The organism is Bradyrhizobium sp. A11, assembly GCF_042077125.1.
Taxonomy (GTDB): domain Bacteria; phylum Pseudomonadota; class Alphaproteobacteria; order Rhizobiales; family Xanthobacteraceae; genus Bradyrhizobium; species Bradyrhizobium japonicum_B.
This window is the reverse complement of the sequence record NZ_CP149509.1, coordinates 5,210,605-5,227,944: the sequence shown is the minus strand read 5'-3', so window position 1 is coordinate 5,227,944 and position 17,340 is coordinate 5,210,605. Positions and strand designations below refer to the sequence as shown.

Here is a 17,340-nt window from a genome sequence, read left to right as displayed (position 1 = left end):
GTTTCCGCTACAGCCAAGATGGAACCGATCAGCATGCAAGGAAGACGAAGACTTTCCATCGCGCATCCATCAGCGGTTGGTCGCTGATGCTGTCGCTCTGGCTCAATGTAATCGCCGGCGGGGTGCTCATCGGGCTGGTTTACGGGCTCGTCGCGCTCGGTCTCACGATCATCTTCGGCGTCATGCGCGTGGTCAATTTCGCTCATGGCGAGATGGTCGTGTTCGGGATCTACATCGGATACTGGACCGTTCGAATCTGGGACGTCCCGATCGTTTTAGCCGCCGCGATCGCCGCGGTCGTCATGTTCATGTTCGGCTATCTGCTGGAGACGATCGTCGTGAAGCGGTTCGTCAATCGGCCGCATCACTATCAGTTCATCGTCTTCATCGGCCTCTCACTGCTTTTCAGCGGCGTATTGCTGATGTCGTTCGGTCCGGATCCGCGGCCGACGGCGTCTCAGCTGTCCTTCCAGACCGTGAGCGTGGGACCGCTCACCTTGGATTGGGCCCGCATCCAGGCGGCCGCTACGGCCGGACTGCTGATCGCCGCACTGGGAGCCTATCTGAAGTACTCCGCATTCGGCCGGTCGCTGCGGGGCGCCGCCAACAATCGACTGGGCGGACTGGTGGTCGGGCTGAACATCCCTCGGGTCTATGCGGTGACCTTCGGCATCGGAACCGCCTGCGCCGGCGTCGCCGGCGCATTGATCTCGCCGTTGTTCGATGCGCAGCCCTATCTCGCCGTCGACTTCACGCTGCTGGCCTTCGTGACGGTGATCGTCGGCGGTCTCGGCAGCTTCGGCGGCGCTCTTCTGGGCGGCCTGACGATCGGGGTCGCCGAAGCGATCGCGGCCTTGATGTTCACGCCGTCGATGAAAACAGCACTCCCTTACGCGCTCCTGATCATCATCCTGATTTTCCGTCCGAGGGGGTTTTTCGGTGCAAAGGACATTTGATCAAGCCAGCGACACCAAGCGTTGGGGCGCCGGCGCTCTGGTCTTTGCCGCCCTGGCCGTGGTGGGTGGCATGTCCAACGCCTACGTCATCTCGCTTCTGACGATCGTCCTGTTGTTCACCTTCATGGGACAATCGTGGAACCTGATGCTCGGGATCGGCGGGCAGCTATCCATCGGTCACGCGCTGTTCGTTGGAATCGGTGCGTATGCGGTGGCGATCCTGAACATCAAATACGGCGTCACCCCCTGGATCGGTCTGCTGCTGGGCGCGGTGATTGCGGGCTTCGTCGGCGCGGTGCTGGCGTGGCTGAGCTTCCGCTTCGAGGTCCGTGGCATCTATTTCGCGCTGCTCACGATCGCAGCCGCCGAATTCGCCCGGATCATGTTCGGCGGGTGGGACTATGTCGGCGGCATGCAGGGCCTGTTCTATCAGGCGCCGAGCGGCGCGATGGACCTCGGGATGCTGCGCGGTGACGCGCGGTTCTACTACTTCGTCGCGCTCGCGCTTGCGGCCATCGGCGTCGCGGGAACGGAGCTGATCTCCCGGTCCTATTGGGGCTATGTCTGGCGGGCGATGCGGGATGACGACGAGGCCGCCCGCGCGCTGGGCGTGCGGACGTTTCGCCACAAGGTGCTGGTGGTCTCGATATCGGCCGCGACGGCCGCGATCGGCGGCGGCGTGCTGGGCCTAGTGCAGGGCGCGATCTTTCCGGATTCGATCATGGGCATGGCGATCTCGGTCGACGTATTGATCGGCCCCGTGGTCGGCGGATTGGGCACTGCGTTCGGCCCGCTGGTCGGCTCGATGGCCGCGATCCCGCTGCATCACGCCATGGGGGCTCTCGGCGACAGCTTGGGGCTCCCCGGACTGAACAGCGTCGCCTACGGGGCGGTGCTGATCCTGGTCGTGTGGTTTCTGCCCGACGGCATCTGGCCGGCGATCGTCCGGCTCTACGGGGCGATCCAGCTGCCGGCTCGCGGCCAGATCTCACAACTGCGGAAGGTCGAGGAATGACCGCGCTGCTCGAAGTGAAGAACCTGACCAAAGCGTTCGTTGGATTGGTCGCGGTCAATGACGTCAGCTTCTCACTGCAGGCAGGCCGCATCACCGCCCTGATCGGGCCGAACGGCGCCGGCAAGACAACCTGCTTCAATCTCGTCGCCGGGGCGATGAGACCGACCGCCGGGCAGGTGCTGTTCGAGGGGCATTCGCTCGAGCGCGAGCCGCCCGAAGCGGTGTGCCGCATGGGCATTGCGCGCACCTTCCAGATCGTCCGGCCGATGAAAGATATGTCGGTGCTCGAGAATGCCATGGTGGGCGCCTTCAGCTGGACGACGAACGTCAAGGAGGCGCGCGACAAGGCGTATGAGTCGCTCGAAAATGTCAGGCTCGCCGGCAAGGCGAATGCCCGGACAGATCAGTTGACGTTGCCCGATCGCAAGATGCTGGAGATGGCGAAGGCGCTCTCGACCCGCCCCAAGCTGCTACTGCTCGACGAAGTGATGGCGGGGCTGCGTCCGACCGAAGCGGCCGGCGTCGTTGGCGTGCTGCACAGGCTCGCCGAGGGCGGACTGACGATCCTGCTGGTCGAGCACGTGATGCGGATCGTGATGGAAGTGGCGTCGACCGTGGTGGTGCTTCACCACGGCGCCAAGATCGCCGAGGGCAAGCCGTCAGAGGTGGTAACGGATCCTGCGGTGCTGGAAAGTTATCTGGGAGCCGGCTTCCATGCCTGACGACGCGCTTCTCGCAATCGACGACCTGTGCGTGGCCTATGACGGCTCCAATGCGCTGAACGGCGTGTCGCTCCGCATCGGCAAGGGCGAACTGATCTGCGTGGTCGGCGCCAACGGCGCCGGCAAGACCTCTCTGATCCGATCAATCGCGGGGATCGTGCCGTCGTCGGGCGGTTCCGTCAGGTTCAACGGAGTCGATATCTCGCGGCGACCGCCGTGGGACATCTGCGAAATGGGCATCGCTCAGGTCGCCGAGGGCCGCCAGATCTTCGGTGCGCTCTCAGTCGAGGACAATCTGCTGATCGGAGGCTCGTTGAAGCGGGCCAGGCACGACCGGGTAAACACGCTTGATTCCGTCTATCACCTGTTCGGGCGACTTCGCGAGCGCCGCGACCAACTCGCCGGCACGCTCTCCGGCGGCGAGCAGCAGATGCTGGCGATCGGTCGCGCGATCATGTCGAAGCCTGAAATCGTGATGTTCGACGAGCCGTCGATCGGGCTGTCGCCGGCGCTGACCGACGTAATGTTCGGCGTCGTCAAATCCCTCAACGAGCAGGGCATCACGGTCCTTCTCGTCGAGCAGAATGTCGCCAAGTCGCTGACGCTGAGCAGCCGCGGCTACGTGCTTGAGAACGGCTCCGTGGTGTTGCACGGATCGAGCCGCGATCTGCTCGAGAACCCCGATGTCCAGCGTGCCTATTTGGGATTGTGAGGCGCGCCGTCTCGGCGAGGCGTCAGGCGTTGCGGCTCTCGTCGCGCCGCCGCTTGGTCCACCGCTCCCCGGCTGTTGCAGCCGCCTCTCGCTTGGGTCTCACTTATGAACACTGCCGCTGCTCTCCTGATCGAGCGTGATCAAGACCTGGTCACGATCACGATGAACCGGCCGCCGGCCAATGCGCTGAATGCGCAACTCATCGTCGAGTTGCTGGAGGCGATCCGGCGCTTTGCCGATGACGAGAATCCGCCCGGCATCGTGCTCACCGGGGGCGGCGACCGCTTCTTCAGCGCAGGCGGCGACATCAAGGAAGTCGTCGGGATCGATGTCGCGAGGCCGCGCATCCGGTTCTTCCATGAACTCCTCGTGGCGATGGAGAACTATCCGGGTCCGATCGTCTGCGCCGTCCGCGGCTATGCGGTCGGAGGCGCCCTGGAGTTTCTGCTGCATGCGGACTACGTCGTGGCCGATGCGGCGTGCAAGATCGGGTTCCCGGAAATCAATCACGGCCTGCTGCCGGTGACCAAAGGCATGCGCCGGGCCGTCGAGAAGCTCGGCGTGCGGGCGGCACAAGAGCTGCTGTATTGGGGCGAGCTCGTCGGCGCGGAGCGCGCCGTGGCGATCGGCGCCGTGAACGAGATCGTCGCGACCGAGGAGGTCGCGTCCCGAGCGCGAGACGTGTGCGGCGCGTTGCGGCAGAAAGACCGCAAGCTGTTCCACGCCATCAAACGATCGCTCAACCTCACCAGGCAAATGAGCGATCAGGCGCTCGAAGAAGTGACCGTGGCCGACCTCGACGCCTATGTCACAGACGAGAGCTCGATTAATGTGCGTGCGAGGTTTTTGGCAAGGAATGGTAAGGGCTGAATGATGGCGCGCGGATATCCCGATCAGATCTATCTGGAGCAGATGAGCCACGAGGAAGTCGCCTCGGCGCTGGCCGATGGGTGCACGACGGTGGTGATTCCGCTCGGGGCGGTCGAGCAGCATGGACCGCATTTGTCTTTGGGCATGGATGCGGATCATGCCGACGCTCTGGCCGAGCGGATCGCGCGCAGCCGCGGCAACACGCTGGTGGCGCCGACTATCAGGGTCGGCTGCTCGTCTCACCATCTGCCATTCCCGGGTACGATCTCGCTACGGCCGGAGACGCTGGAAGCGATCTGTGTCGATTATTGCACGAGCCTGGCGCGTCACGGCTTCAAGCGCATCCTGATTCACTCGGGCCACATCGGCAATTTTCCGGTCCTGAAGGACATGCTCGGTCGCTTGCGCGATGCCGTCCCCTCGGATGTTGCGATCCTGGCGTTCTTCGACTCGACGAAATGGATCGACACGTGGCGCGATGCGGTGCGCGAAGCCGGAGGAGACGTGTCGGCTGTCGGCGGCCATGCCGATATCGCCGAGACGTCGCTGATGATGGTCATTCGGCCCGACAGCGTCAGACCGGACCGCTTCGAGGTGGGCCATCTTGGCGGCTTGTCAGAGGCTGATCTCGAGCTGATGTGGAAGAACGGCATCCGATCGGTTTCGCAGAACGGCGTGATCGGAAGTCCTTTTGGCTCGAGCCACAGCATCGGCGAAGCGTGCCTCGCGGCGGTCGCCGAGTTGCTGATCAAGACCTTCGAGAGCGAGGCCGGAGCCGCCGGCGCCCGCCGTTGAGGGTCAGCCGGTTCGCTGCGCGGCGAAGGTTCCCCCGGCGTCTGCCATGTTGCGAATACTGACAGCATAAAATTTGGAAAGCTTTGCTACGCAACGCGGCTTTCGGGCGAAAATATCGCTCCGCCTATGAAACCCTGTGCCATCTCGAAAGCTAAAAGGATTGAGACATGGCACTTACGTTTGGGTTCTGGTCCGAGCAGGAAACCCAGGTCGGCCACAGTTACTCGCGCAGGCTTCACGAACTGGTCGACGAAGTCCGTCTGGCCGAGAAGGTCGGCTTCGACTGCGTCGCGCTCTCCGAGCAGCACGTGGCACTGGGCGGAATCTCGAGCTCGGCGCCCGAAGTGGTGTTCGGCTATCTGGCCGCGGTGACGTCGCGCGTCAAGCTGCGCGCGGCGGTGACGCTGATGCCGCAGCGCATCAACCACGCCTTGCGCTCGGCCGAGCGGCTTGCGGTGACCGACATCCTGTCCAACGGCCGCATGGAATTTTACGGCGGCCGCGCCAACACCACCATCGCGATGCGGGCGTTCAACGTCGATCCGAACGAAACGCTGGCGCAGATGGAAGAAGGACTGGCGCTGCTGAAAACGGCGATGCGTCAGGACATTTTCACGTTTGACGGCAAGTACTACCAGATCCCTCCGCGCCAGCTGGTTCCGAAGCCGCTACAGAAGCCGCATCCGGTGATCGGGATCGCGGCGACTAGCGAGCGCAGTCACGTCTGGGCCGCTTCGCAGGGCTTCGCCGTGATGAGCAGCAACATCTATCAGGGCTGGGACGCTCAGCAGAAGCTGATCGGCGCCTATCACAAAAACTGGAAGCGCGACGAGCAGGGACCGCTGCAGCGTCCGCGTATCGGCATTCCGCTGTTCATCGGCATCGGGAAAACGGACGAGCAGGCCAAGGCGGATTATGCCGGCCCGCTGATGCACTATGCCAAGATCTCGACCGATGCCTATCCGCGTCTCGCGGCGATTGCCGACGACTACAAGTACATGGGAGAGAGCGTGCCGTCGATGGAGCGTGCCGCCAACGACTGGGACTATCTGGTCAACGAGTCGGCCACGACGGTGTGCGGCAGCCCCGATACGGTCATTCGTCAGATCGAGAAGTTCGAGGCCATGGGGATCGACGAGGTGCTGCTGCACATGGATTCCGTCCCGCACGAGAAGATCATGGAGGCGATCGACATGGTCGGTCGCTACGTCATCCCGCATTTCAACGACAGAAACAACGTCGTGCGGCCGACCGAGGAGATCCTCGGGCAGATCCGGCTGATGCGGACCCAGAACAAGTAATCCAACGGTGAAATCAATGTCGCAATACGGCTACAAGTACCTGATCGTCGAACAGCGCGCCACCGGCGTCGCGATCGTCACGATGAACCGACCGGAGATCCTCAACGCGATCAACTGGGAGATGCACGAGGAGCTCGAAGACGTCTTCGTCAAGCTGGATCACGACAGTTCTGTCAACGCGATCGTTCTCACCGGTGCAGGCCGCGGATTTTGCTCCGGTGGCGATCAGAAGTCGCTGGATAAGGGAACGCTGCCGTCTCCGACGCGCAGCGGTCGCCACCTCATCCGCAACATGCTGGAAGTCGAAGTGCCGATCGTCGGGGCCGTCAACGGGGTCGCGGTCGGCCTGGGTGCCACGCTCGCGCTGTTCTGCGACGTGATCTATGCGAACTCGACAGCTCGTTTCGCCGACACGCACGTCAATGCCGGCGTCGTCGCGGGCGATGGCGGCGCGGTGATCTGGCCGCTGCTGATGGGGCCGGTACGCGCGAAGCACTATCTGATGACCGGCGAATTCATCTCCGCCGAGAAGGCGGCTGCTATCGGCATGATCAACGAGGTGGTCGCGGACGGTAACGTTCTCGATGCCGCGATCGAATACGCCGAACTGCTGGCAAGCGGGCCGAAGGAATCGATCGTGTGGACCAAGTACAGCGTCAACAAGATCATCAAGCAGTACGCCCACCTGCTGCTCGATACCTCTGCGGCGCTGGAGATGTTGACCTTCAAGTCGCCCGAGCGGGCCGAGGCGGTTGCTGCCTTCGCGGCCAAGCGCAAGCGGTTCGCGGAGCGCTGAGATGAACGTCGATGCGATTACATCCGGCGCCCAGTTGGCCGATACGACCGTCGCGCAACTTTTAGCTGCGCGGCTCGCGGAGCGGCCCGACAAGATCGCCTTGCAACAAAAGCGTCATGGCGCCTGGACCTCCATGACGTGGGGCGCCTATGCGCAGCGTGTCGTGAACCTCGCCAGCGCGCTGCAGCGTGCTGGTCTCGAGCGCGGCGATCGGGTCGCGATCATGGGCGATTCGTCCGAGGAATGGCTGATCGCCGACATGGCCACGATGTGCGCCGGCGGCGTCATGGTGGGCGTGTACTTCACCTCGTCACCCGAAGAAGTGGCTTACTGCCTCACGGATTCAGGCGCGAAGTTCGCGTTCGTCGGCGAGGAGCAGCAGCTTCGCATCGTGATCGCCTCCAATCGGGCCGAGCAGCTCCGCGGCATCATCGTGCTCGACCCGGATTGGACCGGCGAGACCAAGGCGTCGATCAGGTCGCTGGCCGACTTTGTCGGAGCACACGATGTCGATGCGCATGATTATCTGCAGAAGGAGAGCGCGACAGCAAAGGCGTCCGATGTCGTCAGCATCGGCTATACGTCCGGGACGACTGGAAACCCCAAAGGCGCTATGCTGACGCACCTTTCCATTCTCGCCGGCGTTCATTGCATCACCCTGTTCGGCCCCAGCATGCGCGAGGAGGAACATCGGGTGGTGGTGCATTTGCCGATGTCGCATACCGTCGCGCGCGGGCAGGCGACGACGTTGCCGCTGATCGCCGCCGCAGTTCCTTATTTCGGCGAGACGACCGCGGACTTCGCCCAGACGATCAAAGAGGTGAAGCCGACCTACTACATGGCGCCGCCGCGATTCTACCAGCGTTTTGCGACGCAAATTCTCAGCAAGGTGCGTCCCGCCGGCAGTGCGGGAGATCAGAACTACACGCTCGCCATGACGATCGCGCGCAGGGCGCTCGAAGACCGCCAGGGCGGCCACGAAGACGCCTTCGTCTCGAAACTATTCGCGACCTGCCGCGAGCAAGTGTTCCTGCCGCTGCTCGCGGAGGTCGGTTTCGACGAGCTGAAGGTCGCGTTCACCTCGTCGGCGGCGATGCCGTCCGAGCTGATGTCGCTGTGGCAGCTGTGGGGCTTGCAGCTCAAGGAGTGCTACGGCCAGACCGAATTGGTCGGTGCCAATCTGGTGCAGATGGCGGAGTGGCCGAAGGCCGGCAATGTCGGGGTCCCGTTGCCGGATCCGGCTTGGGAAACCGCCGTGCTCCAGGACGGTGAGATGATCGTCCGTGGACCGGGATTGTTCGCGGGCTATTGGAACAAGCCGGACGAAACGAAAGCGGCGCTTCGCGACGGCTGGCTCTACACCGGCGACATCGTCGAAGTCTCGCCGGAAGGAATCTTCAAGCTGGTCGACCGGAAGAAGGAGATCATCAACACGTCGAACGGCAAATCGATCAGCCCAACTCAGATCGAAAACGAGCTGAGGCACAGCCCCTTCATCTCCGAGGCGGCGGTCATCGGCGAGGGGCGAAAATATCTCACCGCCCTGATCGAAGTGGATGCCACCGCCACAATGGACTGGGCGAAGTCGCGCGACGACAAGATCACGAGTTACGCCGACCTGGCAGCCTCCGAGATCGTCAACCGGCTGATCGAGGCGGAGATCGGCAAGGCCAACGGAAGGCTGGCGCGAGCCGAGCAGATCAAGGCGTTTCGCATTCTGCCGGAGGAGCTGTCGCTCGAGAACGGCGTGATGACGCCGACGCGGAAGAAGCGTCGCAAGCAGATCAACGAGCGCTATCAGTCGCTGATCGCGTCGCTCTACGACGAAACCGAGGAAAAGCTGATCAAGGTCGAGATGGGCCTTTGACGTCGGCGGTCTCTCCCCAAGCCTACGAAGCGACTAGTCAAGAAACATTTCACTCCTTCAGCAACAGGACATCGAGATGACCAAGCGAGGCGGAATCACGCGGCGGACGATTGTTGGAAGCGGATTGGGAATTGCGGCAGGCCTGGTATCAAGGCCATCGTTTGCGGCGACCACGAAGGTGAAGGTCGGAGCGATCATGCCCAGCAGCGGCGTCCTGGCGTTTCCCGGTCAGGCCTGCGTGCGCGGCATCGATCTCGGCGCCAAATTCGCGCGTGAGAAGTTCGGTCTCGACATCGAGATCGTTCACGCCGATACGCAAAGCCGTCCGGAGAACGGCCGGATTGCCGCCGAGAGCCTGATCCGGCAGGGCTGCACCGTGCTGATCGGCGCGTGGGATTCAGGTGCCACCATTTCGGCGCTGCAGGCCTGCGAGGCCGCCAAGGTGCCGATGGTAGTCCACATCGCGAGCGCCACCCAGGTGACTTCGCAGGGCTTCACCCAAGTGTTCCGCTATTACCCCACGTCGCTGACCATCGTGCGGCAATCGCTGGCCGAGCTGAAGTCCGTGCTCGGCACGCTGAAGGATCCGCCGAGCAGCGCCGTCGTTCTCCATCTCAACAACACGATGGGGCAGTCGACGGCGGCCAGCATCGATCAGGCGTGGAAAGAAGTGGGTGTTCCGCTCAAGATCGCGCAGTACGTTGCCTATGACGAGAAGGCCAAGGATCTGTCGGTAGAGGTCGCCAAGGCGAAAGCGTCGGGTGCCGATGCTTTGATCTCGGTCACGCGCGTCAACGACGCGATCATGATCGCGCGCGAATGCATCAAGCAGGGCTGGGATCCCAAGATGGTGTTTTCGCCCAACTCCAATGGCGTGTCGGACAAGGCGTATCACGACGCGCTCGGAAAGTACGGTGACGGTCCAGTTCTGTCGGCGTTGTGGCTCAATCCCAAGGGCGCCGAGACCGACAAGATCATGAAGATGTTCGCGGCCGACTACCCGAACGACTGGTTCGATGCCAATGCGGGCTGCGCGTTCGAGGCGGTGCAGATCGTCGCAGACGCCGTGACGCGGGCGGCGTCCCCGGATTCGCCGGCGATTCACGGCGCGCTCAAGACAACCGACATGAAACCCTTCCTGATGTACGGCGACAACACCAAGTTCGACGAGACCGGCCAGAACATCCACTGTTCGATGGTGATGCTGCAGGGTTTGAAAGGCAGGCCGCGGGTGGTGGCTCCAAAGGCCATCGCGGAAGCGTCGCTCGAATATCCGCTTGCGCCTTACAGCAAACGCTGAGCTCGTTCCGTGCGGCCCCGCGAAAGCGTCGTGGGGTCGCGGTCGTCAAATGCCGAGGCAGGGACGTGCGAGCTAAGGCAAACTGTCCGAATTTATCAGGCGCGACCGCTCGGCAAGGAAGCGGCGAGGGCTCTGTCCCATCGTCTTCTTGAACATCGTGATGAACGCGCTGGGCGTTTCGTAGCCCAGTTCCAGCGACACGGCCTGGACCGAACTGCCCGCCGTGAGGCGTTGCATGGCGATCAGAATGTGGAGACGCTGGCGCCAGCGCCCGAAGGTCATCCCTGTTTCCTTGGCGATGAAGCGTGCGAACGTGCTCTCGCTCATTGCGTAGCGCGAGGCGACTTCGTCCATCGGGCTGCGGTCGCCCGGATTATTCAACAAGGAAGTCGCGAGGTGTTGAAGACGGGCGTCGGGGGAGATCGGCAGATACATTTCATCCGTCGTCGGCATCTGCACGAGTTCGTCGAGCAAGACCCGGCCGAGACGGCTGGTCGGTCCTTCCAGCGGATAGAGCGGTGGGAACACTGAGAGGCGGTGGATCAATTCGCGCACCAGCGACGTGATCATCAGCGTGCAGCAGGTCCGCGGCAGCATGCTGACCTGTGGATCGATGAACACGGTGTAGAGTTTGCCGAAATCGGCCACGCAGTTGCTGTGCTGCACGCCGGCCGGAATCCATACCGCGCCTTGCGGAGGTACGATCCACAAGCCGCCAGGCGCCCGGCACATCACCGAGCCATGAGATGCGACGACCAATTGGCCTTTGCGGTGTGAGTGCAGCGGCAGGTCGTCGTTGTCTTTGCTGGTTTCGAGACAGAATGAAGTGACGGGACGATCGAACTGATCCGGATCGACCGGATCATAGTTGATCCGAAGATCGGGCAGATCCATTCGCGCAAAATCCGGATCGAACTCGGTCTCGGGCGGCATTTCAATCCTGCCAATTCGTCAAGTCAGTCAAGCTTTGATGCAGATCCTGCTGTTAACCGAGGTTAGCTGTTTTGAAAGGTCAGGTCACTAGTCGCTGCGAGCCCTCGAGTTCACCGATCTGCGACAAGATGCCCGCTACCGCGGCGTGAGCGCTCAGTGATGCGTCATGTTGCGCCGTGATCAAACGGAAGCACCTGGCAGGCGGCCCACGGTTCGATCACTTGCTGATTAAACCAACAGCAGAGAATGCTGCGATGCGAGCCTCGGCGTCCCTCCGGAGTCGGGCAATCCGTCGGAACGCGGCCGTATTCAGCAGCACGTGCCACAGCACCCGATGCTACCAAGTGCGGGCTTTCTGGAGCCCGACGCATGACTGCACACATCGATCCGCCACGCAAGGCGGTCAACGCCGATCAGGACGCGGTCGAAACCGCCGATTGGCTCACATCGCTTGGATCGCTCCACCGCAGCGCCGATGACGAGCGCGTGCGATACATCCTGGCTGCGCTCGATCGGCGTGCGAAGGAACTCGGCGTTCTGCCGGACTCTCCGCCGTTTTCGCCCTATCGCAATTCGATTCCACTCGAGCAGCAGAAGCCATACCCCGGCGATATCGCGATCGAGACGCGCCTGACGGCGATCATTCGCTGGAACGCGCTCGCGATGGTGGTCCGTGCCAACAAGGCCTATGGGGAACTCGGCGGGCACGTCGCTAGCTACGCCTCGGCCGCGGAGATTTTCGAAGTCGGTTTCAATCATTTCTTTCGCGCGTCAAGCTCCGAGTCGGAGGGCGACTTGGTGTATTTCCAGCCGCATTCATCCCCCGGAGTCTATGCACGAGCGTATCTCGAAGGCCGACTGTCGGACGAGAATCTGAAGCTGTATCGCCAGGAGCTGAGCGGCCCCGGTCTGTCGTCCTATCCGCATCCCTGGCTGATGCCGGAGTTCTGGCAGGTGCCGTCGGCGTCGATGGGCCTCGGCCCGATCAGCGCGATATACCAGGCGCGGTTCATGAAGTATCTGCAGCATCGCGGCCTGGTGCGGACGGCTGGTCGCCACGTCTGGGGTGTGTTCGGCGACGGCGAGATGGACGAGCCGGAATCGATCGCCGGGCTCGCCTTGGCGGCGCGGGAAAATCTCGACAACCTCACCTTCGTCGTCAATTGCAACCTGCAGCGCCTGGATGGGCCGGTCCGCGGCAACGGGCAGGTGATTCAGGAACTCGAATCTCTCTTCCAGGGCGCCGGCTGGAACGTCATCAAGGTGCTGTGGGGATCGGACTGGGATGATATCTTCGCGCGCGACAGCAAGCATGCGCTGCTGCGCAAATTCGCCGACACCGTCGATGGCAAATATCAGACGCTCGGCGCCAAGGATGGGGCCTACAACCTCGCCAACTTCTTCAGCGAGGACCCCGAGGTCCGAGCGCTGGTTGCGCACATGTCGGACGCGGATATCGATGGCCTGAAGCGCGGTGGCCACGACTTCAAGAAGCTGTTCGCGGCCTTTGCTGCTGCTAAGGACATGAAGGGTCGGCCGACCGTCATTCTGGCGAAGACCAAGAAGGGCTACGGCATGGGCGGCGCCGGCGAGTCGCGCATGACGTCGCACCAGGCCAAGAAGCTCGACGTCGACGCGCTGTATGCGTTCCGCGACCGGTTCGCCCTGCCGCTCAGCAACGAGCAAGTCGAGAATCTGGAATTCTTCAGGCCTGCGGAAGACAGCGCGGAAATTCAGTATCTGCGCGCCCGTCGCGCGGCACTCGGCGGCTACATGCCGGCGCGGCGACGCGCTTCGGCGGCGCTGCCGGTGCCGCCGCTGCAATCCTACGCGGAGTTCGCGCTGCGCGGCGACGGTAAGGAGACGTCGACCACGATGGCGATCGTGCGGCTGTTCACCAATTTGCTCAAGGACAAGACGCTCGGCCCGCGCATCGTTCCGATCGTTGCCGACGAAGCCCGCACCTTCGGAATGGCGAACCTGTTCAGGCAGGTCGGCATCTACTCGCCAACGGGGCAGCTCTACGAGCCGGAAGATGCCGGCTCGATGCTGTACTACAAGGAAGCGATCGACGGTCAATTGCTGGAGGAAGGGATCACCGAGGCGGGGGCGATTTCGTCCTGGACCGCGGCGGCGACCTCCTACAGCATCCATGACTTCCCGTTGCTGCCATTCTATATCTACTATTCGATGTTCGGCTTTCAGCGGGTCGGCGATCTGATCTGGGCGGCGGCGGACCAGCGCGCGCGTGGCTTTCTGATCGGGGCGACGGCTGGCCGGACGACGCTCGGCGGCGAAGGCTTGCAGCATCAGGACGGGTCCAGCCATCTGATGGCGGCGACCGTTCCGAACTGCCGGGCCTACGATCCGGCATTCTCCTACGAGGTGGCCGTCATCGTCGATCACGGCATGCGGTCGATGCTCGAGCAGGGCAACGACGAGTTCTATTACCTCACGGCGATGAACGAAAACTATGCGCAGCCCTCGATGCCCGACGATGCGCGCGACGGCATCATCAAGGGTCTCTATCGGGTTCTGCCGAGCGCTGACGGGCCGGCGAAGATCAGGCTGGTCGGCTCGGGCGCCATTCTTCCGGAGGCGCTCGCCGCCGCGGCGATGCTGCAAAGCGAATGGAAAGTGCCCAGTGAAGTCTGGTCGGCAACGAGCTTCTCCGAGCTCGCGCGGGAGGCGCGTGAGGTGGAGCGAACCAATCGGCTCTCGCCGCTGTCGACCCCGGTCGAGAGCCACGTCGCACAATGCCTCGGCGGCAAGGTGCCGATCGTCGCGGCATCGGATTATGTCCGGGCGTATCCGCAACTGATCGGTTCTTACATCGAGGCGCCCTATACGGTGCTGGGCACCGACGGCTTCGGGCGCAGCGATACACGCGCCGCGCTGAGGTGCTTCTTTGAGGTCGATCGCAAGCAGATCGTCGTTGCGGCGCTATCGGCGCTGGCAAAATCGGGTGACGTGGCGCGTGAGCAGGTCGCCGAAGCCATCGCCAGCTACGAATTGCCGACCGGCGTTGCATCGCCTTGGTCTCGCTGACAGAGGGCGGAGCGCGCATGTCTCATTCAATTGAAGTCGTTCTGCCGGATATTGGGGACTACAAGGATGTTCCGGTAGTCGAAATCAATGTGTCGGTCGGCGACGAGGTCACGATCGACATGCCGTTGCTATCGATCGAGTCCGACAAGGCGACGATGGAGGTGCCATCCCCGGCCGCAGGCACGGTGGCCAAACTGATGATCGACGTCGGGGCGCGGGTTTCTCAAGGTTCGGTTCTGATGATCCTCGACGGTCGCGGTGAATCCACCGCGCCTCCGCCAGCCGCTGCGTCGGCGCCACAAGTGGAGCAACGGTTCTCGCAGCAGGAGGCGCTGTCACAGCCGGCGCCCGCCGCTCCAGTCGATGACTCGCGAGCACGTGCACAGCAGCCGCAGCCCAGCGGGGTTGCGCATGCGTCGCCGTCGGTCCGCGCTTTGGCGCGTGAGCTCGGCGTGGCGCTGGACTCTGTCGTGCCCACCGGTCCCAAGGGCCGGATTCTGCGCGAGGATGTGGCGGCCTTCGTCAACGAACTGGTGCGATCGGGACCGACGGTGGCGCGCGCGCCCGACGCGCCGGTCGATTGGCCCATGGTGGATTTCGAGAGGTACGGCGCGGTCGAGCGTCTGCCGCTGACGCGGATCCAGAAGCTGACCGGCGCGAACCTCTCGCGCAACTGGAACGTCATTCCCCATGTGACGAATTTCGACAAAGCGGATGTGACCGACGCCGAAGCCTTTCGTCAGCTGGTCAATGCCGAGGCCGCGACGGACACGGCGAAGCTCACCATGGTGTCGCTGCTGATCAAGGCCGCGGCCTTGGCGCTGCAGAAGTACCCGCGCTTCAATTCGTCGCTCGATGGCGATGAGCTGATCCTCAAGCACTACGTCCACATCGGCTTCGCCGTCGACACGCCGAAAGGTCTGGTCGTGCCGGTGATCCGGGACTGCGATAAGAAGGGCCTTCGGCAGATTGCCGCGGAGATGCGCTCGCTCGCCGACAAGGCGCTCGCGGGGCAGCTCGCGTCGGGCGACATGCAGGGCGGCTGTTTCTCGGTGTCGTCCCTGGGAGGCGTCGGCGGTCAGGGATTTACGCCCATCATCAACGCGCCCGAGGTGGCAATCCTCGGAGCTGGTCGTGCCGCCACCGAGGCAGTCTGGAACGGCCGCGAGTTTGAACCGCGACTCATCCTTCCGATGAGTCTGTCGTGGGATCACCGGGTCGTCGACGGCGTGGCCGGGGCCCGGTTCCTGGGCCTCGTCACGTCGGTGCTCTCCGATCTGCGGCGCTTCGCATTGTGAGGACGCAGATGCGGACAGAGGAGATCCGGGTACCCGACATCGGGGATTTTCGAGACGTCGAAGTCGTCGAGGTCCACGTCGGGGCGGGCGACGTCGTCGCGCGAGAGCAGGCTTTGATCACCGTGGAATCCGACAAGGCGACGCTGGAGATTCCGTCGCCGATTGCAGGGGTGATCACGAGCATTTCGCTGCGCGTTGGGGACAAGGTGTCTCAAGGCTCCATGATTGGCACGGCGTTGGCGTCGGACGAAGCGGGCGCGCAAGTCGAGACGATCTCGGCGGATCAGGCCGATGCTGGCCGGCGCGCAACAGATCATACGCCCTACGATCTTGTCGTGATCGGAGGCGGGCCGGGCGGCTATTCAGCAGCGTTTCGGGCCGCAGATCTTGGACTGAGGACCGCGATCGTCGAACGCTACGGCACCTTGGGCGGAGTTTGCCTGAATGTCGGATGTATCCCGTCGAAGGCGCTGCTTCATGTTGCGGCCGTCAAAGAGGAAGCCGAGCGGATCGCCGACCTGGGCATTCGCTTCGGCGCGCCGCAGATCGATCTGCAGGCGCTGCGCGCCTTCAAGGACGGCACCGTCACGAAGCTGACGGATGGGCTGCGCCAGATGGCGGCGGCGCGCCGCGTCACGGTGATCCGCGGCACCGCGAAATTCGTCTCCGCCACGCGGCTCGAGATTGCCGGCGAGGGGGCAAGCTCGCAGCAGGTCGATTTCGGACAATGTATCATCGCGACGGGCTCGCGCGCGGTGCAGTTGACGGTGCTTCCCAAGGACGAGCGGGTCGTGACCTCGACCGGCGCGCTCGCGCTGCGAAGCATCCCGGGCCGCATGCTCGTGATCGGAGCGGGGATCATCGGGCTGGAGATGGCGACCGTCTACAGCGCGCTCGGCGCCAAGATCGATCTTGTCGAAAGGCTTCCCGATATCCTGGCGGGCGTGGATGCCGATGCGGCGAAGATCTGGCGTTCGCGCAACGCGCATCGCTTCGAGCATATCGACCTTGAAAGCAGCGTATCGACTGCCGCGGTGACGCCCGACGGCGTGACGGTTACTATCACGGGCGCGTCAGTTCAGACACGATCCTACGATCTCGTGCTGCAATCTGCGGGCCGCATTCCTAACAGCGGCGAACTCGGCCTCGATCGGATCGGCGTTGCAATCGATCCGAACGGCTTCATTCAGGTCGACGAGCAGATGAGAACGACAGTGCGCAACGTCTTCGCCATCGGCGACGTCGTCGGGGGTTCGATGCTGGCCCACAAGGCCGTTCACGAGGGGCACGTCGCCGCGGAACTAGCCGCCGGGAAGCCGGCGGCCTTTACGGCGGAAATCGTCCCCAATGTCGCCTATACCGATCCTGAGATCGCTTGGGTCGGCAAGTCCGAGCGTGATGTCGCCGAATCCGGACGGAAGATCCGTTCGGCAAAATTCCCATGGGCCGCGTCCGGCCGGGCCATCGCGTCGGGCGCGTCCTATGGCATGACGAAGCTGTCGTTCGACGTCGAAACCGGTCGCATCGTCGGGGGCGTGATCGTCGGACCGCATGCCGGCGATATGATCGGGGAAATCTGTCTCGCGATCGAAATGGGGGCTGACGCTATCGATATCGGCAAGACCATTCACCCCCATCCGACCCTCGCCGAGACGATCGGCATGGCTGCCGAAGTCTATGAGGGCGTTTGCACCGACCTGCCTCCAATCGCCAGAAACCGGTAGATC

At 63.2% G+C, this 17,340-nt stretch carries 14 protein-coding genes; 13 read left to right on the top strand and 1 reads right to left on the bottom strand.

The annotated features are described in order from the left end of the window. Positions 1 to 86 precede the first annotated feature (86 nt). The 10 genes from WI560_RS24590 (at position 87) to WI560_RS24545 (ending at position 10,334) form a co-directional block, all read left to right on the top strand. Positions 87 to 956, top strand: coding sequence for a branched-chain amino acid ABC transporter permease (locus WI560_RS24590; RefSeq protein WP_375305255.1), 870 nt, complete (start codon positions 87 to 89; stop codon positions 954 to 956). Beyond that, entirely contained in the window at positions 940 to 1,971 is a 1,032-nt protein-coding gene (locus WI560_RS24585) for a branched-chain amino acid ABC transporter permease (RefSeq protein ID WP_375305254.1), read from the top strand. The genes WI560_RS24590 and WI560_RS24585 overlap by 17 nt, the downstream gene beginning before the upstream one ends. Continuing rightward, on the top strand, positions 1,968 to 2,693 hold the full coding sequence (locus tag WI560_RS24580; protein WP_375305253.1) for an ABC transporter ATP-binding protein: 726 nt from the start codon (positions 1,968 to 1,970) through the stop codon (positions 2,691 to 2,693). Before WI560_RS24585 ends, WI560_RS24580 begins: the two co-directional genes overlap by 4 nt. Next, positions 2,686 to 3,405, top strand: coding sequence for an ABC transporter ATP-binding protein (locus tag WI560_RS24575; protein ID WP_375305252.1), 720 nt, complete (start codon positions 2,686 to 2,688; stop codon positions 3,403 to 3,405). Before WI560_RS24580 ends, WI560_RS24575 begins: the two co-directional genes overlap by 8 nt. A 105-nt stretch (positions 3,406 to 3,510) precedes the next feature. Then, entirely contained in the window at positions 3,511 to 4,275 is a 765-nt protein-coding gene (locus WI560_RS24570; protein ID WP_375305251.1) for an enoyl-CoA hydratase/isomerase family protein, read from the top strand. Beyond that, positions 4,276 to 5,070 carry a creatininase family protein gene (locus WI560_RS24565; protein WP_375305250.1) on the top strand — a complete coding sequence of 265 codons (795 nt, stop codon included), beginning with the start codon at positions 4,276 to 4,278 and terminating at the stop codon, positions 5,068 to 5,070. A 167-nt stretch (positions 5,071 to 5,237) separates the two neighbouring features. Continuing rightward, on the top strand, positions 5,238 to 6,371 hold the full coding sequence (locus WI560_RS24560) for an LLM class flavin-dependent oxidoreductase (RefSeq protein ID WP_375305249.1): 1,134 nt from the start codon (positions 5,238 to 5,240) through the stop codon (positions 6,369 to 6,371). Positions 6,372 to 6,387: 16 nt separating this feature from the next. Further along, positions 6,388 to 7,167 (top strand): enoyl-CoA hydratase/isomerase family protein, encoded by a 780-nt coding sequence (locus WI560_RS24555; protein WP_375305248.1) that lies wholly within the window; start codon positions 6,388 to 6,390, stop codon positions 7,165 to 7,167. A 1-nt stretch (position 7,168) separates the two neighbouring features. Beyond that, positions 7,169 to 9,034, top strand: coding sequence for an AMP-dependent synthetase/ligase (locus tag WI560_RS24550; protein WP_375305247.1), 1,866 nt, complete (start codon positions 7,169 to 7,171; stop codon positions 9,032 to 9,034). A 196-nt stretch (positions 9,035 to 9,230) separates the two neighbouring features. Further along, positions 9,231 to 10,334 carry an ABC transporter substrate-binding protein gene (locus WI560_RS24545; protein WP_375305246.1) on the top strand — a complete coding sequence of 368 codons (1,104 nt, stop codon included), beginning with the start codon at positions 9,231 to 9,233 and terminating at the stop codon, positions 10,332 to 10,334. A gap of 72 nt (positions 10,335 to 10,406) precedes the next feature. Here WI560_RS24545 and WI560_RS24540 read toward each other — a convergent pair whose 3' ends face one another. After that, positions 10,407 to 11,267: a helix-turn-helix domain-containing protein gene (locus WI560_RS24540; protein ID WP_375305245.1), complete on the bottom strand. Its 861-nt coding sequence runs from the start codon at positions 11,265 to 11,267 to the stop codon at positions 10,407 to 10,409. A 369-nt stretch (positions 11,268 to 11,636) separates the two neighbouring features. Between WI560_RS24540 and mdeB the strand changes: the two genes are divergently transcribed. The 3 genes from mdeB to lpdA are packed head-to-tail and all read left to right on the top strand — an operon-like array spanning position 11,637 to position 17,337. Beyond that, a complete protein-coding gene (gene mdeB / locus WI560_RS24535; protein ID WP_375305244.1) occupies positions 11,637 to 14,315 on the top strand; it encodes an alpha-ketoglutarate dehydrogenase in 2,679 nt (892 codons plus the stop codon). A gap of 17 nt (positions 14,316 to 14,332) precedes the next feature. After that, positions 14,333 to 15,613, top strand: coding sequence for a 2-oxo acid dehydrogenase subunit E2 (locus tag WI560_RS24530; RefSeq protein ID WP_375305243.1), 1,281 nt, complete (start codon positions 14,333 to 14,335; stop codon positions 15,611 to 15,613). Between the two features lie 8 nt (positions 15,614 to 15,621). Further along, positions 15,622 to 17,337, top strand: a complete 1,716-nt coding sequence (gene lpdA / locus WI560_RS24525) for a dihydrolipoyl dehydrogenase (RefSeq protein WP_375308898.1) — start codon at positions 15,622 to 15,624, stop codon at positions 17,335 to 17,337. Positions 17,338 to 17,340: the final 3 nt, after the last annotated feature.